This window comes from Bartonella sp. AP19HLJMH, assembly GCF_042196245.1.
In the GTDB taxonomy this organism is placed as follows: domain Bacteria; phylum Pseudomonadota; class Alphaproteobacteria; order Rhizobiales; family Rhizobiaceae; genus Bartonella.
In genome coordinates, this window is sequence record NZ_JBHIPX010000002.1 from 119426 (window position 1) to 143163 (window position 23738).

A 23738-nucleotide genomic window follows, 5' to 3' on the forward strand; every position below is an offset into this window, starting at 1 on the left:
AATTAATATATTAAGTAGTCTTAGAGTAAGTGATGAATATTCTTAAGTTGGGATTCTTGCCTGTAGAGTCTTTAGTTAAGTGAATTACATAATTGAAAAGCCAAAAGAGATCTGCTTGAAGAAGCAGAACTGTTTAGACCATATTGGATTGAAAATATTCGTTCTTTAAAGTGTAGAAAGGAAGTCACACGCAATCATATATGGAAAACAATGAATATTATATCATCATTGTGTGATGACAGGTTGATGCCATAAAGACACACAAAAACATGCTGCTATTGTAAAAAGTTCGTACAACATAAATGCGCTCATTCACAGCTCATGTTTTTATATGTTTTCTGCACTCGCATAAAAGGTACTTCTTGTTCCAATTAGACTCTCTTAGAATAAAGCCTATAGGAAAAGCGCTTTAAGTTTGTTTTATTTCATATATTTTGCTCTGCTTTTTTGTCCCCAAGAACTTCCGTTGCAAATCATTACGAGATAGAAGGTGAGCTTATTTAATCAGCTTTAATATTGGTTATGATAAAGATACACAGAATTTTTTGTAGCAGCAGGTTGATTTCTTTAACCAAAGATTGTCCTAGTATTATTCTCAATTTTTTAAATTAAATAACTTTAAAGGACGGGTACAGACACTTATAAGCATATACGCATACAAGTAAGATCATATGAGATTAACATCGTTTCGCTCGCTAACAAAGCAATACCGATTCATATTTAGTATATTTGCCATTTGAGCGCATTATTTGTTTAGTAAAGCTCATGATGTTGCTGTTACCTATAAATTAATACCGATCATACAGCCGCGTATCTCAAATAAATATTGGTTCAGTATTTTTTGCGACAACAGCTTTTATATGCCAAAATGGGATAAAAGCATTGTGTATATCTATTTTTTATAATCTCTGAAACAGACATACAATCTCATTGAGGAAAAATATAAAGGTATAAAGGTGAAAATCAGCGTGCTTTTTTACTTTCTTTTTTATTCGGCTTTACGGTTTTCAAAAGTAACTAGAGTAATATCTTTTTAAATAATCAGAGACTGATGCATGGCTTCATGCTTATTTCTCTGGTTCTTTAAATGGTGCCACGATTTCATAAAGAACAATACATTATCGTATTATGCATTCACATACTTGTTTTAAAGAAATTTTCTCAATGTTTATCACATTTGTGCTACTACGGTGCTTATGAATGTTGTAATATAAAATCTATAATGCCTCCCCATCTTTATGTTTATGAAAAATAAAGTTAGAGCACCATACACTTTCTAGCTCAAAATATTGCAATAGCTTTTAGCACTTAAGAGTGTTCATAAGAGGCCTTTTTACTCCTTTTTTATAGTTTTTATCCACAAGCTTCTCTATTTTTAAGGTGTAAGCAAATGGCGATAACTAACTTGCTATAAATAGTTTTGAAATGAGAGAATCTCACAATATTCTAGTCTCACCTTGCTATGAAAAATGATAATTATGATTAAAATAAGTATGTTGTTATAAAAACTTTAATTTGCAAGTTGGCTGATGATGTGATCAAGAACAATACGTCCTTTGGTTGTTGCTTTTAAGCGTTGGTTATCCACCATTTCTATCAATTCTTGGTGTTGTAAATCGATCAGTTTTTCCATTGGGATACGTTTAGGGCTTAAGGTTTCATAGCGTATAAGTTCTAAGCCTTCGCAAAGGCGTAATCCCATAAGGAGCATTTCATTTGCCTGTTGTTCAGTGGTTAAATGTTCCGTTTCAATACAGCCATGTCCTGTTGTTTCTACCAAATTAAGCCACTGTTCGGGATGCTTTTCATTTATTGTGACATAACGTTCGCGGTTTTCAAGGTGTGATGACAATGTTTTTGAACAGAAAGAGGAATGATTCGGTGCGTGCTCAATGAAACGTCCATGTGCTCCTGGACCAAAACCTGCATATTGGTGATAACGCCAATAAAGAAGATTGTGTGCTGATTCGGCACCGGGCATTGCATGGTTTGAGATTTCATAGGCAGGAAGTCCATGTAGTGCCGTTATTTCTTGAGTAAGATGATACAGATCTGCTGCTAGCTCTGATGGGGGAAGGATAAGTCTTCCTGCATCATGAAGCCGTTTAAAGGCGGTTCCTTCTTCGATCGTCAATTGATAAAGAGAAAGATGGTCCGCTGCTAAATCAATTGCTTGTACAAGTTCAGATTTCCATTGTTCAAGGGTTTGTTCGGGGCGGGCATAAATGAGATCAAAAGATAAACGTGGAAAAATTTGCCGTGCTAAAGTAATAGCGCAAAGAGCTTGTTCCACATTATGGAGTCGGCCAAGTTTGCGCAATGCTTTATCATTGAGCGCTTGTATCCCTAGAGATAAGCGATTAACACCTGCCGCACGGTATCCACGAAAGCGCTCTGCTTCCACACTGGATGGATTAGCTTCTAATGTAATTTCAACTTTATCATCGACTACCCATTTTTTTGCAAGTGCTTGCAATAGGGCATCGACAGTTTGCGGCTCCATAAGGGAAGGGGTTCCTCCACCAATAAAAATACTTGTAATATGGCGTGGGCCTATTTTGTGGTATTGCGTTTCTATTTCGCGCTTAAAGGCGGTGACAAAACGTGGTTGATCAACACCATGGATGCGAACATGCGAATTAAAGTCACAATAAGGACATTTAGCTACACAAAAGGGCCAATGAATGTAAATGCCAAAAGGTTCATTCATGAGAATGCTAAAAGGTTTTCTGCCAAAAGTTTGAAAGCACGTGCGCGATGTGAAAGAGGGGGAATATCATTACGTTTCCAGTTGTGTTTTTGCTCTGTTGACATTTCTCCAAAGGTATTTTCATATCCATCGGGTAAAAAAATAGGATCAAAACCAAAGCCTTTATCTCCCCGTGGAGGCCAAATGAACGTTCCTTCAACGCATCCACGGAAGTAATCTGCATGAGCATCAGGCCATGCAATGCAAATGACGGATATAAAACGGCATTTCCGTTGGCTTTTTTCTTGTGCTCCGACTTTTTGGAGTTCATTTTCTATTTTTTTCATAGCTTTTGGAAAATTACGTGTACCATCGGTTTGAATTGCCCAATCAGCGGTATAAACGCCTGGCGCACCTTCCAATGCATCTACCTCTAAGCCTGAATCATCAGAGAAGGCAGGAAGTCCTGTTTTTTTTGCTGCTGAAAAAGCTTTAATATAAGCATTTTCTTCAAATGTTTTTCCCGTTTCTTTTGGTTCTGGCAAGCCTAGTTCTTTTGCCGATTGTATTATTAAACCGAAAGGCGTAATTAAAGTAGTGATTTCATGCAATTTTCCGGTGTTATGTGTAGCAATGACAAGTTTTTTATCTGCTATGCTTCTCATATAGATTTCTCCAAAAATGAAAGGGGAATTATTTTTGTGCTAAAAAACGGTTTAAATGCTCATACACACATATTCTGCTTGATTTCACATAATATGATTATTTTACACGTTTTATGATATTTTATTCCAATAAAATTTTTTATCTTGCACGAAGATAACCTTGCAAAGATAGGAAAGACATGTCTTTTTTATGATAGCATTTTATGGTAAACTTCCAATTTTCTGCTTACTCTAAAGGGTGAAATTTTCTATTTACAGCGGTTTTTAATCAATCTAGATTCTCTTTACAAGTCCCTACAGCAGACCACTTTACAGATCAATTCTTAATCTTAAATATTTCTCACACACTCTAACAAAAATATTTCCTGCGTAATTTATCAAGCATCACTCTGAAAGGTAGCATTTTACAGCTCAATAGGATAATATGTTTTTATACTACTTTAGACTATTTGACCAAACCTTGGCAAAACTTATATAAGAGATGAGGATTTTAAAAGTAGTGAAACAATTGTGATGAAGCACAAAACTATTGATAATGAACTAAAATATCTTGATGAACGTTCGCGTGATATTTTTCGCCATATTGTTGAAGCTTATCTTAATGATGGTGAACCTGTAGGGTCACGTAATCTTTCGCGGCTTTTACAACAGACATTATCGCCTGCGACGATTCGCAATGTGATGAGTGATCTTGAACATCTCGGTTTGATTTATGCACCACATGTTTCTGCGGGTCGAATGCCAACACAATCAGGTTTACGCTTTTTTGTTGATGCATTTATGGAAGCGGGTGATTTGCCAAACGAAGAGCGAGAAAATATTGAAATGCAAGTCAAAGAGGCTGGTCATGCACAATCGGTTGAACATTTTCTTGTTCAAGCAAGCCGAGTTCTTTCAGATCTTTCACGTGGGGCAGGGCTTGTTTTAGCAACAAAACAAGAAGGAACATTGAAACATATTGAATTTGTGCGCCTTGATAGAGAGCACGCTCTTGCCGTTTTGGTGACTCAACAAGGTGAAGTTGAAAATCGTATTGTTCATTTACCAGAAGGGGTTACCCATGCACAATTGACGGAAGCAACGAATTTTCTCAATGCCCATATTCAAGGGCGTACATTGAGTGAAGCTAAAGGGGAAATTGCCCGCTTATGCGCAGAAACAAGGGCCGCACTTGATGATTTATCACATCATCTTGTTGAAACGGGATTAGCTCTTTGGGGAGGAGAAGATGCTGATCATAAAATACACCTCATTGTTCGCGGGCGTAGCAATTTACTTGAAGATGTGAAAGCAGAAGAAGATTTAGAACGGTTACGCCATTTGTTTGATGATCTTGAAACGCGCGAGAGTATGGCACAGCTTCTCGATTTAACGGATGAAGGTTCTGGGGTTAGAATTTTTATTGGTTCAGAAAATAAGTTATTTTCTCTTTCTGGTTCTTCTTTAGTTGTAGCACCTTATCGTGATTCACAACAAAGAGTCATTGGTGCTTTAGGTGTTATTGGTCCTACACGGCTTAATTATGCAAGGATCGTGCCCATGGTTGATTATACAGCTCAACTTGTGTCACAGTTATTGCGTTAAAACGATGCAAGTAAGTATTTGTACTATAAAAGCTCATTGTATTATATACATTGCTACCCCTTGATTTTTGTCTGTAGAATTTCGATATCGAGAATAACGAATCTTATGAAGGAATAAAATTTTTATGTCTGATGAAAAAAACAAATTTACTGACGCTTCATTTGAAAATTGTGATTTAAAAAATCCAGCTGATCGTAATACACTTAAACAGGCAGCCGATGAATTTTTAAAAACACATAAAACAGAGGAACACGAAGTCGTTGAAACAGAAAGCAATGAGGTTAGTGATCTTTTAGCGTCTTTGCAGGATGAAAATAAAGAACTGAAAGATCAGCTTTTACGTCTTGTTGCAGATATGGAAAATCTTCGACGCCGTACTATGCGAGATGTGGCGGATGCAAGAGCTTATTCCATTGCTAATTTTGCACGGGATATGTTATCGGTTTCTGACAATCTCAATCGTGCTTTGGAAGCTATTCCAGAAGGTGCACGGGAGAGTGATGCTGGTTTGAAATCATTGGCAGAAGGCGTTGAAATGACTGAACGTGCCATGATGGCAGCATTAGAACGTCATGGGGTGCAAAAAATTCATCCAGAGGGGCAAAAATTTGATCCTCACTTTCATCAAGCGATGTTTGAAATTCCCAATGCTGATGTTCCAGATAATACTGTTCAACAAGTGGTTCAGGCAGGTTATATTATCGGGGAAAGGGTGTTACGTCCAGCTATAGTGGGTGTAGCTAAAGGAGGAGCAAAAGAAGCTTCTGTTGAAGCTGATTCGGCTTAAAACACATCAATAACAAACCTCTATCGTAAAATGCAGTATTCCCTGCAGTTTCATATATATAGGGTCTTTTCTCAAAGAGTTTTTAAAGGGTGTGACAAACACCCTTTAATTTTTGAAGTGGCCAATTTCCTTTTACAATATAGGGAGCCTTATTTAAGGGAGAGGCCGATAACAATAAAACAAAATGATCAACTTCAAAAGGAGGGACAAAAAAATCATCTTGAAAAGATAGATAAGAAGAAAGATCTTTAAGATTAATATCAAATATTCGTGCAAGAGTGATATGCGGAATGAACAGTCTTTCATCAGGCTTTAACTCTAATTTATTCCGAATATATTGCATCTTTTCATGTAAAAGAGTAAGCTTTTCACAAGGTTCAATGCGAACCACAAGAGAATGAGGAGCATTTTCTGAACCCAAAACTTCAAAACCTTTTATCTGTAGCGTAAAAGAAGGAAGTTCTATAGTGTTAAAGGTATGCATAATTTCATCTGCTAAGGAGCTTTCAACTTCGCCAAAAAAAGATAAGGTGACATGAAAATTTTGCGGGTTGATCCATTGCGCTTTTGGTAAGCCATTTTGCAATGATACGAGGGCTTTTGTTGTTTGTTGAGGAATCTGAAGAGCACTAAATAGACGACCCATGATATTATCTCCTGATAATGAAAGATGCTATCCCAAGCACAATATAGATAATAAGGGCGGGGCACGTACCACAGAAAACAAGGCAATAATATAGAAAAAGAATGTCTAAAAAATGCTTACTATAATTATGAGCGTACAAAGCTTATTCGTTTTAAGAAAATGGTTATGACATTGATAAGAATTGCGTTTTCAGGATCTGTATCACAATGATGTGCAATGGAAGATTACTTGTGTATTATAAAGGCTACAAAGTTAGCAGAAAATAAGAAAAGTTGATAGATTTTTGATGTGCGAAATTATTTTGACATTTATCTTTAGCCTAAAATAAAGCATACTTTAATACAAGGTAAAGAGTACTCTTTTCTGTAAAAATTTAATTATATGATTAAGTCGGGGAATAGCCATAATACGCAAAACTATTCAAATTGGTCAAATAATGTTAGGAAAGGAAGAAAAAAATCGAGCATAACAAAATTACTATAAGCTTTTACATTTATGATAATTATGCCAATCTATAATGGATATGAATATTGGTATAAAAGCGGGAAGAGAAATTAAAATTCAAAATAATGACGGAAAGTTCCTATTTTCTAAGAATTATCATCTTTGTTTATGATGAAAAAGCACTAGTTTTCCTCTCCAAAGTTGTTATTGATGAGCTTTTCAAGAGCATTAAGAGCATCTGTTGCTTCTGGTCCTGAAACACGAATGGTGAGGTTGCAACCGGATGAAGCCGCTAGCATCATAAGTCCCATAATTGATGATCCGCCAACAATTTTCCCGTCCTTTTCAACTTCAACAGTAACATTAAAATTGTCAACAGTTTGTACAAATTTTGCAGAAGCACGTGCATGCAACCCACGTTTATTACAGATATTGAAATGACGACTTATACATGGGAGGGTATCTTTGGAAAACATTGGTATTTTATTATCCGCTATAAAATCATACTTGGTACATTAATATATTTACGCCCTGCTTCTTGTGCTATTCTTAACGCGTCTGATAATGAAATATCAGGACATTTGCGAATAGAAATCAGTTTAATAAGCATGGGCAAATTAACACCCGCAATCATTTCAACGCGTCCTTTTTCAATAGCAGGAATAGCTATATTTGATGGTGTTCCACCGAACACATCTGTTAATATGATGACGCCATGATCCGTATCTGTATCGGTTACTGCGGCTATAATATCACCTCGGCGCTGATCTATATCGTCATCGGGATAAACGCATATTGTTGCGAACTTTTCTTGTACTCCAACAACATGTTCCACGGCATGTAAAAATTCGACAGCCAGCTCACCGTGCGTTACAAGCACGAGTCCAATCATTTACGCAAACTCCTGTTAACTAATAAGACCCAACCATAGTTGGTGGGAAAGACATTGTACAAGGCTTTATCTTGCTGCCAAGAAAAATTTGCAAAAAAAAGGCAAAAATTGTGATTTTTTTATCTTTAGAAAAAAATTAGACAGATTTTTGCCATATTTTTCTAAACAAAAATGCTTCAATAGCTTGACAAATGGCTGTACAATCGGCTTCACGAAGAGAGGGAAGTTTTAAAAGAGGAATGTGCAAATTTTCAAATTGAAAAGTTTTATTTGTGGAAAAACGTTCATATTCCGGACCGAGAAAAATAACACAATCGATAGTTGTGTGCTTTTCAAATTCTATCATATAAAGACCAACGCCACGAATCTCGATGCCGCCCTCTAAATTATCAGGAGTGTATCCGTGAAGCTTTCCATTTTCCGCACGCAACATTGTATAATCATCACTGATAAGCTTCGCTTCACGTTTTGACCACTCAGCGCGGTCAAGCAAAGAAAGGGTGATGGTTGATTTTCCTGATCCAGATGGACCTATAATTAACAGCCCCTTGCCGCCTAGTTGAAGGCAATTTGCGTGGAGTATTTCACATTTTGTTTTCATGTTTTTTACTTTGGATAAAAGATTTATTTAGCAAGCGGAAGCATAATAGTAAAACGTGCACCAGTTTTACACTTCCCAAGTGTAGGATCAATAATATTTTCGGCTGTAATTGTCCCATTATGAGCCTCGATGATTTGCCGACTAATAGAAAGGCCAAGTCCAGAGTTTTGTCCAAAAGCATCTTCATTTGGTCGATCTGTGTAAAAACGTTCAAAAATGCGTTCAATATTTTCTGAACGAATACCTGGGCCATTATCTTCAATGGTTAAAATAAGGGTTGAAGCATGGCTTTTCATAGTAATGCAAATTTTGCCACGATTCCGAGGAATAAAAGAACGCGCATTTTCAAGAAGATTTGAAATCACTTGTCCTAAACGAAGTTCATGTCCCAATACAAGATAAGCTTTTCCATAAGGACGTGGGACAATATTAAGGCTTATATCAATAGTTTGCGTATTACGATACACTTCCTGAACAGCATGAACAAGACTTTCCAAAAGCGGTGTCATATCAACAATCTCTGCGGTTTCTCGTGCAAGCTCTGCATCGAGTCGCGATGCATCAGAAATATCTGTAATCAACCGATCAAGGCGGCGCACATCATGTTGAATAATTTCCAGCAATTTTTCTTGTGCTTCTTCATTTTTAGCCAGAGGGAGCGTTTCAACAGCACTGCGTAGGGAGGTGAGAGGATTTTTTAATTCGTGGCTTACATCAGCAGCAAAACGTTCAATGGCTTCAATACGCATATAAAGGGCATTGGTCATATCACGAATAGAAGTTGAAAGGTGACCAATTTCATCTTCACGCATTGAAAAATCAGGAATTTCTACACGCTGATTATTGCCATTACGCACTCGATTAGCCGAGGCAGATAATTTACTTAATGGATGGGCAATCGTATGGGCCAAAAAGAGAGAAAGAACCAAAAGTACGCTACCTACAACGGCAAAAACTTTAAAGATAACCAGTCTTTCGCCTTTTACAATGTTATCAATATCGGAACCAGTGGTTGAAAGAAGAAGAGCTCCAACCACTGCGCGATAGCGTTGAACAGGAACGGCAACAGAAACAATTAATTGCCCTTGTCTGTTGCGTCTTTTAGCCGTAGCAAGAGATCCGTTTAATGCGCGGTACACTTCTGGATAAGCAATACCACTGGTTTTTGTTTGTTCTCTGTCAAGAGCAATACCTTTGCCATAAAATGCGCTTGAATACCATGAAGTAAGGCGATCCCACATGTTTTGTTCTGTTTTAAGTGGGGGTAAATCATAACTAAAAACTTCTCCACTAGAATAAAGAACGCGCGAATCAAGAAGGAGAGTAGCATCACGATCATAGATACGTGCTCTTGTCGTTTTAGGTGTAATAAGACGCCGTAAAAGAGGGGCAACTTGCTCAGGGTTAATAGGAAAATCCCAAGAATCGGTTGATTGAGGAGCGGGTGTAACGCTTTCACCAGTCTGTAACTCTAAGAGTTTTTGAGGGTCAATGAGGATAGAATTTGTATCTACTGTTGCAGAAGCAGCAATAGCCCCAGCAATAATTTTTCCTTGGGTACATAAACTTTTGATTTTTGCTTCAATTAAACCATCGCGAAATTGGTTAAGGTATAAAATGCCTGTAACTAAAACGGCAAGAGCAGCAATGTTTAATATAACAATGCGACGTGTGAGGCTGGAAAAAAGCAATTGTCTAAAGAGACGTTGTGTTCGAAGATGCAAACGAGCGAACATAAGAAATGGCGTTGAGGATGTACCATTAACGGTTGTTTTTTGTAAAGTTTCCAGTTGAGAATTGTCTGTCATCGATTTGATTGCCATTCAAATTTTTGCGACAAAGTAGTTTTACACCTCGTGGAAACGATAACCTACACCATAAAGTGTTTCAATCATTGCAAAATCATCATCCACTTGTTTAAACTTTTTACGCAGACGTTTAATGTGACTATCAATGGTGCGATCATCTACGTAGACTTGATCACTATAAGCAGCATCCATTAAAGCATCACGACTTTTTACAACTCCTGGTCTTTGTGCTAAGGTTTGCAGAATCAAAAATTCCGTAACGGTTAAAATAACAGGTTTATCTTTCCATGTACAGGTGTGGCGTTCTTGATCCATCACAAGATCTCCGCGTTTGAGAGAAGAGGTGGAAGAAGTTCCTGTAGAAAGCGGTTGGTTACGTGCATTAGAACGGCGTAAAATAGCTTTCACGCGTTCAATAAGAAGACGTTGGGAGAAAGGTTTAGTAATAAAATCATCAGCTCCCATTTTGAGACCAAATAATTCATCAATTTCATCATCTTTAGAGGTAAGAAAAATAACTGGAAGATCAGATTTTTGACGCAAACGACGCAAAAGTTCCATCCCATCCATTCGGGGCATTTTAATATCAAAAATAGCTAAGTGTGGAGGGTGAAGTGTGAGACCCTTGAGTGCAGATGCTCCATCTGTATAGCTTTCAACCCGATATCCTTCTGTCTCAAGCGCAAAAGATAAAGATGTCAAAATATTGCGATCATCATCAACAAGTACAATCGTTTGCGTGATTGTTGGTGTATCTTTCATGGTTTCTTAGACCTTTCTATTGCTGTGGTAGCAAATTACCCACACTTATTTATATGGGAGTTCATATTTTTTTTGCAAAACAAATATGATACAAATTGTAGCAAAGTAAAAAACCTTTTGTCATTACTGTAAAATCTTGTTTTGCTTTCATAATTTATAATGTTTCTACGTCTATTAAGATCCCTTCATTTGAGAGAAAATTTTCATAAAGGCTTTTTTTATCAAGGTTTATTACAAAGTTTATTATTGTATTTGTCTCATAATTGAACAGATGTAGTTTTGATTGTTGAAGTTTAGAAAATCTGCCTATGTGTTTTAAGAGCAAAGAAAAGAATGTGGCAATATATGCACAAAAATTTGTTTCTGCTACACGAAAGGAGGTCGTAATGGGATTTTTTAATTTTATTAAAACTGTAGGGGAAAAGTTAGGTATTGGGGACCATGAACCAAAAGAAAAGGATTTTAAGAGAGCATTTGATCATTTTCAACTCGGTACAGAAAAAGTCAATATTCAAGTTGAAGACGGTAAAGCTATTTTAAGCGGTGAAGTTCCAGATAGGGAAACACTTGAAAAAGCACTGCTGGTTGTTGGCAATTCACAAGGTATCTCTTCTGTAGATGTTAATCAATTAAAGGTTATAGATACAACGCCTAGAAAAACTTCTCGCTTTTATGAGGTTAAATCTGGTGATAATCTTTGGAAAATTGCTGAAGAGGTTTATGGAAAAGGGCAAGGTAATAAAAACACATTTATTTTTGAAGCCAATAAGCCAATGCTAAAATCTCCCGATAAAATTTATCCTGGACAAGTTTTACGTATTCCTGAAATTGACCATAGTTAATTCATCAAAGGGGATAATTTTTTACTGATGGCATTAAACAAAAAATAAAGAAGCGTAAAAAAATTTCACGCTTCTTCATTTTATAAAGTGTGTATTTATAATAAAAGGAGCTTAGTGAACAGGAGAGGATTTAGAAGGTGATGGTACTTTCATAGCGTTTACAGAGAAATCAACATCAATGGTTCCTGCTTTCTCAAATGTTAATTTTGCGCTAATTTTATCACCTAACTTAAATGGTTGTGAAAGCCCCATGAACATAATATGATCACCGCCAGGCTTAAGCGTGATTTCGCCATTTCCCGGAATTTCAATGCCATTGTGCATTTTTTCCATTTTCATAATATCATTAACGACAGCCATAGAATGTATCTCTGTTGTTTTTACTCCGTTTGTGGAAATAGAAACCAAACGGTCTGGGGTATTACTGTGATTAATAATGTAGAGATAACCGCTACCAACTCTTATACCTCTAGGTGTTTCGCGTGTCCAAGGATTGAGAATTTCTATGTCGCCAAGTTTATATTGCTGAGCACCTGCTGGCAAGGTTATACCAGCAAAGAGAAGAGCACACACGATATTTATGATAACCTTTTTGTATGGATATTGTGTATGTATTATATTCTTAAAGATGAGATTTGTTATTTTTTTAATAATAGATGTCATCATTGATTTACCCTCCTTCATAAGATTCACACTTTGAATATTTTTATTTTAGCAGAGCTTTTATTTAAAATAAAAGAAAGAAATGCTAAAATGAAATTGATTTGAATATAAAAATCATAGAATTCTTGAAATTTAAAAGAAGACAGTAAGATTTACAATGACAACACACCTCTTAACGCTTCCGTGTTCATCTCATAAATAGTATTTGCAAATGGTATAAAATCTATGATGCACTACTATTTTACTTAATGAAGATATAATACAGAACAATCATCAACTACTTTACCAATTTTAATATTATGACAGCTCTTGGCATTTTAAAGCGTTTATACAGAGGTATTTTTATATATTTTCAAAGTTCAAAATTATACAGTTAAGAAAAAACGCTTTAGATGAATTTAAAGCACAGATTTCAAATAGCCGCAAACAATGAGACCGTTAGAAGGAGAATTTTTGAAAGGAGATCGATAGATAATACCTTTACTGATATGAGCATTAGATATGATGACTATTTTAGTCCAAGGAAAATTTATAATATTTGTGATATAAATTATTCGCCTTTTAAAAAGCTTTTACGTGAGTATGATTTTATCAATGATGAGAAGATCAAGAGCGAGAGTGCAATCATTCTTTTATTTTTTAATTTTTATAGAAAGATATATTTTTTGAGAATTGCAAGAAAAATATATTATGCTCTCAAGTCTCTCATAAATATGGTATTTATGGGTCATTAGAGTGCCTATTTTAAAATAAATTTTTTATTTTGGAGATGTTTCTCTCATTATTCTCTTGTAGCAATAAAAGCCTGTTCTTATATACGAGGCAGCAAGGCTTGTTGCGACTTGCAGTTTATTATTATTTATATTGCTTGAAGCAATATACGGGCTTTAGGTGTTATGAGGAGCTATCTTAAAAAGATGCTTTATGAAGGTTGAGGTAGCTTGCTGAATGGAGATTATAATATGGCAAAAGTAATTGGTATTGATTTGGGGACAACGAACTCTTGTGTGGCTGTTATGGATGGCAAAAACGCAAAAGTTATTGAAAACTCAGAAGGAGCGCGAACAACACCTTCCGTTGTTGCCTTTACTGATGGGGGGGAGCGGCTTGTTGGGCAGCCTGCTAAACGGCAGGCGGTGACAAATCCTGAAGGGACAGTTTTTGCAGTTAAACGTTTGATAGGGCGCCGTTTTGATGACCCTATGGTTGAAAAAGATAAAGCGCTTGTTCCTTATAAAATTGTTAAAGGTGACAATGGTGATGCATGGGTTGAAGAGGCGGGAAAGAAATATTCTCCGTCACAAATTTCAGCTATGATTTTGCAAAAGATGAAGGAAACAGCAGAATCTTATCTTGGTGAAAAAGTTGAACAAGCCGTTATTACGGTTCCTGCTTATTTTAATGATGCGCAACGTCAAGCCACGAAAGATGCAGGTAAAATTGCTGGACTTGAAGTTTTACGGATTATTAATGAGCCAACTGCTGCTGCTTTAGCTTATGGTTTGGACAAAAAGGACGGAAAAACAATTGCTGTTTACGACCTTGGTGGTGGTACATTTGATATTTCAGTCCTTGAAATTGGAGATGGCGTTTTTGAAGTTAAGTCAACCAATGGGGATACGTTTTTAGGGGGTGAAGACTTTGACATGCGCTTGGTCGGTTATTTTGCCGATGAATTCAAAAAAGAACAAGGAATTGATCTGAAAAATGATAAACTCGCTTTACAGCGCTTAAAAGAAGCGGCAGAAAAAGCAAAAATTGAGCTTTCTTCGTCACAGCAAACAGAAATCAATTTACCATTTATCACGGCAGATCAATCAGGTCCCAAGCACTTAACAATGAAATTGACTCGGGCAAAATTTGAATCTCTCGTTGACGATTTAGTGCAGCGTACCATTGAACCTTGTAAAGCTGCGTTGAAAGATGCTGGATTAAAGGCCGGTGAGATTGACGAAGTTGTTTTAGTGGGTGGAATGACACGTATGCCCAAGATTCAGCAAGTTGTGCAGAGCTTCTTTGGTAAGGATCCACACAAAGGCGTTAATCCTGATGAAGTGGTCGCAATGGGTGCTGCCATCCAAGGAGGTGTATTGCAAGGCGATGTCAAAGATGTGTTGTTGCTAGATGTAACACCTTTATCTTTGGGTATTGAAACCTTGGGTGGGGTTTTCACACGCCTTATTGAGCGCAATACCACTATCCCGACGAAAAAATCGCAAGTTTTTTCGACAGCTGATGATAACCAGAGTGCTGTGACGATTCGTGTTTTCCAAGGTGAACGGGAAATGGCAAGTGATAATAAGTTATTGGCTCAATTTGATCTTGTTGGTATTCCTCCAGCCCCACGTGGTATACCTCAAATTGAAGTTACTTTTGATATTGATGCGAATGGTATTGTTAATGTTTCGGCCAAAGATAAGGGAACAGGTAAAGAGCATCAAATTCGTATTCAGGCATCAGGTGGTTTAAGTGATGCTGATATTGAAAAAATGGTAAAGGATGCAGAAGAGCACGCGGCTGAGGATAAAAAACGCCGTGAAGGTGTTGAAGCTAGAAATCAAGCGGAGGCTCTTATTCATTCAACTGAAAAGTCGCTCAATGAATATGGCGATAAAGTATCAGCTGAAGAAAAGGGACAGATTGAAACAGCAATATCTGATTTGAAATCTGCGCTTGAAGGCAGTGATACGGAAGAAGTAACAACAAAGATGCAAAAATTAGCAGAAGTCAGTATGAAACTTGGACAGGCTATGTACGAAGCCTCACAAGCAGCGAGCGCTGACACTGAAACAGAGGCAAAGAATGATGATGTTGTTGATGCTGATTTTGAAGAAGTTAATGATAAGAAGAAATAGTGTCAGCATATGTGTTGATTAATTGATAAACCCGGCCTTTGAAATATAAGGCTGGGCTTTATTATTTGAGATAAGTTGCAACTTTGTTGCTAAAAATATAAATTAAAAGCAATATTATCCATAAAGATGGATGACAGAAAAATTATCAGGAATACATGATGAAGGTTGACTATTATGAAATTCTTGGCGTGACTCGCGAATGTGATGATAAAAAGTTGAAATCTGCTTTTCGTAAGTTGGCAATGCAATATCATCCTGATCGCAACGCGGGGGATAAAGAGGCAGAGCGAAAATTCAAAGAAATTGGCGAAGCCTATGAAGTTCTTAAAGATCCCCAGAAGCGTGCTGCTTATGATCGATTTGGCCATGCGGCCTTTGAAAATAGCGGTGGTCAAGGGGGAGCAAATCCCTTTGGTGGTTTTGCTGCTGGTGGTGGATTTGCGGATATTTTCGAAGACTTTTTTGGTGAGATTATGGGAGGGACACACCGTAAGCGTGGTGATAGTCGCGAACGTGGCGCAGATTTGAGTTATAATATGGAAGTGACTTTAGAAGAGGCATTTTCAGGAAAAACTGCAGAAATTAATATTCCCAGTTCCGTTACGTGTGATGTTTGTGAAGGATCAGGAGCGAGAAAAGGCTCTAAGCCGCAAGTTTGTGGAACATGTCATGGATCTGGTCGTGTGCGTGCTGCACAGGGTTTCTTTTCTATTGAGCGGACATGTCCTACATGTCATGGACGTGGTGAAACTATTACGGATCCATGCCCCAAATGTCAGGGGACACGGCGTATAGAGAAAAAACGTTCATTAAGCGTAAATGTTCCAGCTGGTATTGAAGATGGAACGCGTATTCGCCTTTCTGGTGAGGGTGATGCTGGTATTCGTGGTGGCCCCAATGGTGATCTTTATATTTTCCTTTCCATTAAACCGCATGAGTTTTTTCAGCGAGAAGGAGCAGATCTTCACTGTCGCGTTCCTATTTCAATGGTAACAGCTGCTTTAGGAGGAGAGTTTGAAGTTTCCGACCTTGATGGTGTTAAAGCACGCGTTAAGATTCCAGAAGGGACACAAAATGGACGTCAATTCCGCCTTAGAGGCAAAGGTATGCCCATGTTGCGCCATCAGCAAGCAAGGGGTGATCTTTACATCCATATCACGATTGAGACACCGCAGAAATTAACGCAAGAACAACGTGAATTGTTGCAAAAATTTGAGAAACTCTCAAATCATGAAAATTCACCGCAATCACATGGTTTTTTTTCACGTATGAAAGAATTTTTTGAAAATATTTCTGGTTAAAATTATGTGAATGTTCTCAGAATAATTAGAGAGAACTGTGGGAAAGTTATTTTCATTAAGCTTTCTATTGTCTCATTATCTTTGAAAAGCATTTTTTCTTGAAAAGAAAAGAGAGAGACAGCTAATTTAGGATAAATTCCTGCTGCTGATAGTTTTTATATTTCATGAGTTTTATGGATAAGTCTTATTTTTGAGTGTCTATGACATTTTAAAAAGGGCTTATCCATATAAGAACGCAATTGAGTGATTGATAATAAATATTGCCAGTGTCATGATAACTGCCTTTATGCATTCAGTATTTTTGGTGTTTATTTTTTCACTCAAAATTTCTTTTTAAAGGCTCTATAATAAAACTATAAAATAGGTAGCGGCTTGCCAAGAAACGCTAAATAAGCTGTTAGGCAATCCATCTTTTTCAAATAAAGTATCAACTTCTTATAACCGATTTTATTTTTGGCATTTTTCATAGTTTTAATCACTGCTTCCTTTAAAATAAGGATTATTTTGTTCGGAATAGCTTTTACATGCCTCATCTTAGCTTTTAGCAGTAATCATGTCTTTTTAGATGCGGATTTAGTTTTGTATTTCTGATGTCATAAATAGTTCTTCCAGATAATAAAAACACTATAATCAAGTTTATTTTGTTCCAAAGAAATTGTGGAATGAGATAATGTGTGTTGAATGCTAAAGAAGACATAACAAAACACTTTTTGAGGTATTCGATGTATCTCTCTTGTGGGGAAACAGATTCGATGGAATTCACTTAATTGAATTTATTGGCATAATAAAAAGTTGGTGGGAAGATAGAGGAAGTTACCTTTAAAAAGAAAAAACAAATACAATAAAAAAATAGCACAATATGCTTAGAAAACAGCACGATATATTGTTGAAATTGATTGGTGATATGGAAAGAGAAGTATACGAAATGAATCTTTTTTCATAAAATAACATAATTAAAAGAATTAAAAATTCTAAAAAACATTGAATAATTCAAGCATGTATTGCTATGCAAAAAGAAAAACTTAATGACAGATCATGAAAAATGAGAAATTTTATCAAATCTTACGAAGAGAGTAATCTAAACAATTAAATGCTTTTACGAAGATGCTTTTGAAGAGCTATCACAATATATGGATAATGTTGCAAAGCCTTTTTTCGATTTTACGATATAAAAAGATAAATTATTATTATAAATCAACTTATTATGATTCTCCATAAGGAGCGTTCAGTTGACATTTCCTCATGTTTTATGATTGAGAAAAAGTCAAATTTTTAAAACCAAAGTTATAGTTTATTGGGATAAGCTATAAAGCAGTTGAGTGATTTCTTATCTTAGGAATATGTTAATTTTATTATTATAAGAAACTTTATTTTTATCTTAAAAAATCAATGGTTGTATATATTCCTATTCATTGTTAAGTATCCATAGGGATAAACTAATGAGTTGAATGTGCAGCGTAGCTTCAAAATTTTGCTTTTCAATTTTATATATAAGATCATAAAATAATGACGTTTTTTTACGCCTATTTTGTTTAATTTTTCGCTGTCAATTTTTAAAGGAAGTTTTTGTATTTCATTTCGCTATTCCTTTTTCGTAATTTAGAGGAAAATTGACGATTTTCAGGGGGGGGGATAGAGTAAAGTTTGGTTTTATTGTTTTCACTTTTCCTAAATTTCATTAAGAGATGGTAAAAAGTGATGAGGAGGCTCTATTGATGGATGATGCTAAAAACGGTGATGTAGATGTTTTGGAAAAACAAGCAGCATTTTTATCGTCTGCTTTACCCTATATGCAAAAATATGAAAATGAAACGGTCGTGGTAAAATATGGCGGCCATGCTATGGGTGATCCTGCTTTGGGGCGAGCATTTGCGCGTGATGTTGCTCTATTAAAGCAATCGGGGATCAATCCTGTTGTTGTTCATGGTGGTGGGCCTCAAATTGCTGAAATTTTAATGAAAATGGGGATTGAATCGCGATTTGAAAACGGATTACGGGTAACCGATGAGCGGATCGTTGAAGTGGTTGAAATGGTTTTAGCGGGTTCCATAAATAAAGAAATTGTTGCTCTCATCAATGCTGAGGGAGAATGGGCAATAGGATTATGCGGCAAGGATGGCAATATGGTTTTTGCCGAAAAGGCTTATAAAACTGTTATTGATCCTGATTCGCATATTGAACGTGTTTTAGATTTGGGGTTTGTTGGTGAGCCTGTTGAAGTTGACCGCACGTTGCTAGATCTTTTAGCATGTTCTGAAATGATACCGGTTCTTGCTCCTGTGGCTCCAGGACGCGATGGTAAAACTTATAATATTAATGCTGATATTTTTGCTGGAGCTATTGCTGGTGCATTAGAGGCTAAACGCCTTTTATTTCTCACTGATGTTCCTGGTGTTTTGGATAAACAGGGTAAACTTTTAAAAGAATTGACAGTTTCTGAAGCTGAGAAATTTATTAAAAATGGGACAATTTCAGGAGGCATGATTCCAAAAGTAGAGACTTGCATAAAAGCCCTTCAAAATGGTGTGGAAGGTGTTGTCATTTTAAATGGTAAAACTCCTCATTCTGTTTTACTAGAGCTGTTTACCGAAAAGGGAGTTGGAACGCTTATTGTTTCATAAATTGTGGGGAAAATTGGAAGAGAAAGTTTTTCATGGTGAATCTAAAACAGTTTAAATATCCTTTATTAAGTAAGCCAGAATTGGCAATATTTACTGCGACAATATTGTGGGGCATTACATTTTTAGTCATTCACATTGCGGTACGCTATAGCGGTCCTCTGTTTTTTGTTGGATTTCGTTTTATTGTTGCATCTCTTATATGTGGGGTAGTTTTTTGGCGCTCTATAAAAGGGATAACTGTTTATGAAGTTTTCGCTGGGATGGCGATTGGTTTAGCCATGTTTTTGGGTTATGCTTTTCAAGCAGCTGGACTTCAAACGATTATTAGTAGTCAGTCGGCTTTTATCACAGCGCTTTATGTACCTATGGTTCCAATTTTGCAATGGATTGCTTTTAAAAAACCTCCCCGTTTAGCTTGTTGGATTGGCATTATTTTCGCTTTTATTGGGCTTGTATTTATTTCAGGACAAAAGCCGGGAAATTTTGATTTTTCAAAAGGCGAAATTTTAACTTTGTTAGGCGCTTTAGCGATTGCTGGAGAAGTCATACTCATCGGAATTTTTGCGAACAAGGTTGATAGTCGGCGTGTAACCATTATTCAGTTATTTTTTAGTGGTTTTTTTTCATTTGCTTGTATGCCGTTGATGGGTGAAAGCATCCCTGAATTTTCGTGGGTTTGGTTTAATATTGGTATAGGATTGGCATTAATGAGTGCCATCATTCAATTAGCTATGAATTGGGCACAAAAGTCTATTTCCCCTACGCGTGCGACACTCATTTACGCAGGTGAACCGGTATGGGCTGGTATTGTTGGGCGTTTGGCTGGAGAACATTTATCTCCCTTAGCTTTATTGGGCGGTTTGCTTATTCTGATTGGAATCATTGTGGCTGAATTACAACCTTCACAATGGCGTAAAAAAAATAAAGCAATTAAAAAAATTGATTAGCTATACATTTTTTTATTGTGATTTTATTGCATGAGCTTTTTGCTTGTAGAGTTTTCATTTTTGGAGCTTTTTTAATATTCAGATGATTAAGAAGTTCTATAAGTTATTCCAGCTTTTGCATACCAAATTGGAGAAATAGTATGCTTCTATCTGTTTGTCTGATTTCTGAACCGGGCAGACAACCTTCATTGAGCCAAAGCATGAGGTGATATAAAGGTAAAAATTAACGATCATGTTTAAATTTGGCTTTAACAACTTTCAAAAACATCTACGGTAATGTTTTTGAATAATGAAAATTACGCACTGTCGTACGTTATTTCTTTTGTCCTTTAATAGAGTTACGCTTCATAGAGTTACGCTTCATACGCAAAATAGAACGCCCAAAGTACCCCCATAACGTTGTACATTAAAGCGTTTTTTAAAAGATAATTTTCTCAATATACATCATATTCATTGACAGTCCGCATGAAGTATAGAAAAACCACAGAGCATCATCATTTTACTTAAAATAAAGGGCACTAGCATTTTCTTTATCAGTTCTCAATATTATGATAGCCTTTGGCATTTGAAAGAGAGAGGCTCGCGATATTCAGAGTTTTAATTTAAATCGCAAAACAATAAACGATCATTATAAATCAATGCGTTATCCAATGAATCGAAGAGGATTGGTGTGTTTTATGCTTAATGGAGGAAGGAAGGAGTTGTATAAAAAGTACATAAAAACATCATTCAATAGAGCATATTTCTAAATTTTTAAAAATTGAGAAGGAACTCCCTCGATATTCATGTTATTTTATATAAGATTACTAAAAAAGAAGATTATTGCGTACAAATAAAAAGCATTTCTTGCGAATTTTATTGCAAGCCTAAGTGATATACACGCCCATCATATAAATATGATAATACATTGATTTATAATTATAATATAGCATTATTCACAATTGAATTAGAACCCTGAATACCGTAAAATTTTCTCACGTCAAATCATTTTCATGTTAAATCAATCCAAATCACTTGCTTACACATCACAAGTGGGTGGGGGGCATGTGGGTAAAGACTGTACAAGAAAAGCATATCTCTTATAAAATTTTTCAAGTGTAAAGGATCGTCGTAATATTGGAGGCTGGCAAAGTGTGTGATGGTGCCGGCTTACTACAGATATGAGTTATCAAATAAGATGTGAAAGGATCATTTTATCACCCTTGGATTTAATTTAGCAAACAAAAGCCTCATTTTTTAGGCTATAAAAAGTTGTGTTTTGAGAAGATTTTTAGGTTTATATTCTTTTGATAGAAGCCGGAACATAATTGGTCTTTGCGTTTTGTATTATTCTTTGCTAAATCGCCTTATATGACAATAGATCGTAATTATATTCGTAATTTTTCCATCGTGGCGCATATTGATCACGGCAAATCAACTTTAGCTGATCGTTTGATTCAAATAACAGGTGGGCTTGATACACGTGAGATGAAAGAACAAGTACTCGATTCCATGGATATTGAGCGTGAACGTGGAATTACTATTAAAGCACAAACGGTACGTTTACACTATAAGGCAAAGAATGGTGAAACCTATATTTTAAATCTTATGGATACACCTGGTCATGTGGATTTTGCTTATGAGGTTTCGCGTTCATTGGCAGCTTGTGAAGGTTCTCTGTTGGTGGTGGATGCAAGCCAAGGCGTAGAGGCGCAGACGTTAGCAAATGTTTATCAAGCCATTGATAATTCCCATGAGTTGGTTGTTGTTCTCAATAAAGTTGATCTTCCAGCAGCAGAACCTGAGCGTGTTAAAGAACAAATTGAAGATGTAATAGGCATTGATACATCTCAAGCAGTAGAAATATCAGCAAAAACAGGTTTGGGTGTTCCTGATGTTCTGGAGGCAATTGTTGCACAATTACCACCTCCACATACAGGCGATGTTGCAAATCCCTTGAAAGCAATGTTGGTTGATAGCTGGTATGATGCATATCTTGGTGTCATTGTTTTGGTACGGGTGATAGATGGTATTTTAAAAAAAGGCCAAACCATTCGTATGATGGGTACAGGAGCAAAATATCCAGTTGAGCGCGTTGGGGTGTTTACACCTAAAATGGTACAGGTTGATGAATTAGGACCGGGCGAGATTGGTTTTATCACTGCTTCTATCAAAGAGGTAGCAGATACACGGGTTGGGGATACGATTACTGAAGAGCGCCGTCCTTGTGAAAATGCTTTACCTGGTTTTAAGCCTGCGCAACCGGTTGTCTTTTGTGGACTTTTTCCAATTGATGCTGCCGATTTTGATGATTTGCGTGCAGCCATGGGCAAATTACGCTTAAATGATGCGAGTTTTTCTTTTGAAATGGAAACATCTGCGGCTTTGGGGTTTGGTTTTCGCTGTGGCTTTTTGGGACTTCTGCATCTTGAAATTATTCAAGAGCGATTAGAGCGTGAGTTTAATTTGGATTTAATCGCGACAGCACCTTCAGTTGTTTATCGCATGAATATGAATGATGGTTCTGTTAAAGAGTTGCACAATCCAGCGGATATGCCTGATGTGGTTAAAATTTCTTCCATAGAAGAACCGTGGATTCGGGCGACAATCATGACTCCTGATAATTATCTTGGGTCAATTTTAGAGCTATGCCAAGAGCGGCGCGGGGTACAGGTTGGGTTATCCTATGTTGGAACCCGTGCTATGGTAACGTATGATTTACCACTGAATGAAGTTGTTTTTGATTTTTATGACCGGCTAAAATCAATCTCAAAGGGTTATGCTTCTTTTGATTATCAAATGACAGATTATGCAGAAGGTGATTTAGTTAAAATGTCTATTTTGGTGAATGGAGAGCCTATTGATGCATTATCGATGCTTGTTCACCGCACGATTGCAGAAAAGCGTGGGCGTTCAATGTGCGAAAAACTGAAAGATCTTATTCCTCAGCATATGTTTCAGATTCCAGTTCAAGCGGCTATTGGTGGTAAAGTTATAGCGCGCGAAACGATTCGTGCTTTGCGTAAAGATGTAACAGCGAAATGTTACGGGGGTGATGTTACGCGTAAGCGCAAACTTTTGGAAAAGCAAAAAGAAGGCAAAAAGCGGATGCGCCAATTTGGAAAAGTAGAAATTCCACAATCGGCATTTATTCAAGCGCTCAAAATGAACAAATAATGAAAAAAGGGGTATTTTCTCTCATTGATTGCGCTTTTGCTTTTGTCGATTGGTTCAGGTGTTTAAAGAACACTTTTAAATAGAATTGCGTCGTGCTTCATGTTCTTGTGTATTGCATAATGGTGTCACTTTCTCACGTAAAACAGAATGCTTTAAACAAAATACATTTATGTTGCATATTGGCGTGCTCGTTTTCGTAAATCATCACTCAATACATCAAACTCCATTTCACAACGGGGGCTGTGAAAAATATAACGTAAAATACACTGTGAATGATATAAAGTCCATTTGGCATTACCGCTTTTACGCGTCAGAAAGGTGCAAAGCGCACCCATCATACTCTTTTTCAGCTCAAAATATTATGACAGTCCTTATCACTTGAGAGAATTCATTAAAGGTATTTCACTCTTTTCTTGAAGTGTTTCTTACCCACATACCAACTGTGTTTGTAACGAGCAAGGAAATGATAGTGATT

Annotated in this window: 17 protein-coding genes; 8 read left to right on the forward strand and 9 right to left on the reverse strand. The window is 36.6% G+C overall.

The features are described 5' to 3' along the window. Positions 1-1510: 1510 nt before the first annotated feature. Positions 1511-2710: a radical SAM family heme chaperone HemW gene (gene hemW, locus ACFINR_RS02015; RefSeq protein ID WP_375652393.1), complete on the reverse strand. Its 1200-nt coding sequence runs from the start codon at positions 2708-2710 to the stop codon at positions 1511-1513. Further along, a complete protein-coding gene (gene rdgB / locus ACFINR_RS02020) occupies positions 2707-3354 on the reverse strand; it encodes an RdgB/HAM1 family non-canonical purine NTP pyrophosphatase (protein WP_375652394.1) in 648 nt (215 codons plus the stop codon). Before rdgB ends, hemW begins: the two co-directional genes overlap by 4 nt. Before the next feature lie 513 nt (positions 3355-3867). Here rdgB and hrcA point away from each other — a divergent pair. Together hrcA and grpE are read left to right on the forward strand one after the other, a co-directional pair. Next, a complete protein-coding gene (gene hrcA / locus ACFINR_RS02025) occupies positions 3868-4938 on the forward strand; it encodes a heat-inducible transcriptional repressor HrcA (protein WP_273790224.1) in 1071 nt (356 codons plus the stop codon). Positions 4939-5062: 124 nt separating this feature from the next. Beyond that, complete coding sequence (gene grpE, locus ACFINR_RS02030; RefSeq protein ID WP_375611384.1) at positions 5063-5725, forward strand: nucleotide exchange factor GrpE; 663 nt, start codon at positions 5063-5065, stop codon at positions 5723-5725. Between the two features lie 82 nt (positions 5726-5807). Here the strand turns inward: grpE and thpR are convergent, their stop codons facing one another. From thpR to ACFINR_RS02060, 6 genes are all read right to left on the reverse strand, one after another. Continuing rightward, complete coding sequence (gene thpR, locus ACFINR_RS02035) at positions 5808-6371, reverse strand: RNA 2',3'-cyclic phosphodiesterase (RefSeq protein WP_375652395.1); 564 nt, start codon at positions 6369-6371, stop codon at positions 5808-5810. A 626-nt stretch (positions 6372-6997) separates the two neighbouring features. Next, a complete protein-coding gene (locus ACFINR_RS02040) occupies positions 6998-7291 on the reverse strand; it encodes an HPr family phosphocarrier protein (protein ID WP_012754483.1) in 294 nt (97 codons plus the stop codon). A 17-nt stretch (positions 7292-7308) separates the two neighbouring features. After that, a complete protein-coding gene (locus tag ACFINR_RS02045) occupies positions 7309-7707 on the reverse strand; it encodes a PTS sugar transporter subunit IIA (protein WP_375611386.1) in 399 nt (132 codons plus the stop codon). Between the two features lie 136 nt (positions 7708-7843). Further along, a complete protein-coding gene (locus tag ACFINR_RS02050) occupies positions 7844-8308 on the reverse strand; it encodes an HPr kinase/phosphatase C-terminal domain-containing protein (RefSeq protein ID WP_375611387.1) in 465 nt (154 codons plus the stop codon). A gap of 23 nt (positions 8309-8331) precedes the next feature. After that, the gene (locus tag ACFINR_RS02055) at positions 8332-10116 is read right to left on the reverse strand and encodes a stimulus-sensing domain-containing protein (protein ID WP_375649062.1); all 1785 of its coding nucleotides are present in this window, start codon (positions 10114-10116) and stop codon (positions 8332-8334) included. Between the two features lie 39 nt (positions 10117-10155). Beyond that, positions 10156-10878, reverse strand: coding sequence for a response regulator transcription factor (locus tag ACFINR_RS02060; protein WP_005774392.1), 723 nt, complete (start codon positions 10876-10878; stop codon positions 10156-10158). Between the two features lie 386 nt (positions 10879-11264). Between ACFINR_RS02060 and lysM the strand changes: the two genes are divergently transcribed. Further along, positions 11265-11720 (forward strand): peptidoglycan-binding protein LysM, encoded by a 456-nt coding sequence (gene lysM, locus ACFINR_RS02065; protein ID WP_375611389.1) that lies wholly within the window; start codon positions 11265-11267, stop codon positions 11718-11720. Positions 11721-11831: 111 nt separating this feature from the next. Here lysM and ACFINR_RS02070 read toward each other — a convergent pair whose 3' ends face one another. Further along, the gene (locus ACFINR_RS02070; protein WP_375611390.1) at positions 11832-12386 is read right to left on the reverse strand and encodes a copper chaperone PCu(A)C; all 555 of its coding nucleotides are present in this window, start codon (positions 12384-12386) and stop codon (positions 11832-11834) included. 959 nt (positions 12387-13345) lie between these two features. Here ACFINR_RS02070 and dnaK point away from each other — a divergent pair. From dnaK to lepA, 5 genes are all read left to right on the forward strand, one after another. Next, positions 13346-15238 (forward strand): molecular chaperone DnaK, encoded by a 1893-nt coding sequence (gene dnaK / locus ACFINR_RS02075; RefSeq protein ID WP_273790233.1) that lies wholly within the window; start codon positions 13346-13348, stop codon positions 15236-15238. A gap of 158 nt (positions 15239-15396) precedes the next feature. Continuing rightward, positions 15397-16539 (forward strand): molecular chaperone DnaJ, encoded by a 1143-nt coding sequence (dnaJ, locus tag ACFINR_RS02080; RefSeq protein ID WP_375632170.1) that lies wholly within the window; start codon positions 15397-15399, stop codon positions 16537-16539. Positions 16540-18254: 1715 nt separating this feature from the next. Further along, positions 18255-19160 carry an acetylglutamate kinase gene (gene argB / locus ACFINR_RS02085; RefSeq protein WP_375652396.1) on the forward strand — a complete coding sequence of 302 codons (906 nt, stop codon included), beginning with the start codon at positions 18255-18257 and terminating at the stop codon, positions 19158-19160. 32 nt (positions 19161-19192) lie between these two features. Beyond that, on the forward strand, positions 19193-20107 hold the full coding sequence (locus ACFINR_RS02090; protein ID WP_375632140.1) for a DMT family transporter: 915 nt from the start codon (positions 19193-19195) through the stop codon (positions 20105-20107). Between the two features lie 1350 nt (positions 20108-21457). Further along, entirely contained in the window at positions 21458-23263 is a 1806-nt protein-coding gene (gene lepA, locus ACFINR_RS02095) for a translation elongation factor 4 (RefSeq protein ID WP_375611467.1), read from the forward strand. The last annotated feature ends 475 nt before the right edge of the window (positions 23264-23738 follow it).

Coding starts and splice junctions, on each gene's coding strand:
- thpR (WP_375652395.1), bottom strand. CDS start 6,371: ATGGGTCGTCTATTTAGTGCTCTTCAGATTCCTCAACAAACAACAAAA.
- ACFINR_RS02060 (WP_005774392.1), bottom strand. CDS start 10,878: ATGAAAGATACACCAACAATCACGCAAACGATTGTACTTGTTGATGAT.
- dnaK (WP_273790233.1), top strand. CDS start 13,346: ATGGCAAAAGTAATTGGTATTGATTTGGGGACAACGAACTCTTGTGTG.
- ACFINR_RS02040 (WP_012754483.1), bottom strand. CDS start 7,291: ATGTTTTCCAAAGATACCCTCCCATGTATAAGTCGTCATTTCAATATC.
- ACFINR_RS02045 (WP_375611386.1), bottom strand. CDS start 7,707: ATGATTGGACTCGTGCTTGTAACGCACGGTGAGCTGGCTGTCGAATTT.
- ACFINR_RS02090 (WP_375632140.1), top strand. CDS start 19,193: ATGGTGAATCTAAAACAGTTTAAATATCCTTTATTAAGTAAGCCAGAA.
- dnaJ (WP_375632170.1), top strand. CDS start 15,397: ATGAAGGTTGACTATTATGAAATTCTTGGCGTGACTCGCGAATGTGAT.
- hrcA (WP_273790224.1), top strand. CDS start 3,868: ATGAAGCACAAAACTATTGATAATGAACTAAAATATCTTGATGAACGT.
- rdgB (WP_375652394.1), bottom strand. CDS start 3,354: ATGAGAAGCATAGCAGATAAAAAACTTGTCATTGCTACACATAACACC.
- argB (WP_375652396.1), top strand. CDS start 18,255: ATGGATGATGCTAAAAACGGTGATGTAGATGTTTTGGAAAAACAAGCA.
- lysM (WP_375611389.1), top strand. CDS start 11,265: ATGGGATTTTTTAATTTTATTAAAACTGTAGGGGAAAAGTTAGGTATT.
- ACFINR_RS02055 (WP_375649062.1), bottom strand. CDS start 10,116: ATGACAGACAATTCTCAACTGGAAACTTTACAAAAAACAACCGTTAAT.
- lepA (WP_375611467.1), top strand. CDS start 21,458: ATGACAATAGATCGTAATTATATTCGTAATTTTTCCATCGTGGCGCAT.
- ACFINR_RS02050 (WP_375611387.1), bottom strand. CDS start 8,308: ATGAAAACAAAATGTGAAATACTCCACGCAAATTGCCTTCAACTAGGC.
- grpE (WP_375611384.1), top strand. CDS start 5,063: ATGTCTGATGAAAAAAACAAATTTACTGACGCTTCATTTGAAAATTGT.
- ACFINR_RS02070 (WP_375611390.1), bottom strand. CDS start 12,386: ATGATGACATCTATTATTAAAAAAATAACAAATCTCATCTTTAAGAAT.
- hemW (WP_375652393.1), bottom strand. CDS start 2,710: ATGAATGAACCTTTTGGCATTTACATTCATTGGCCCTTTTGTGTAGCT.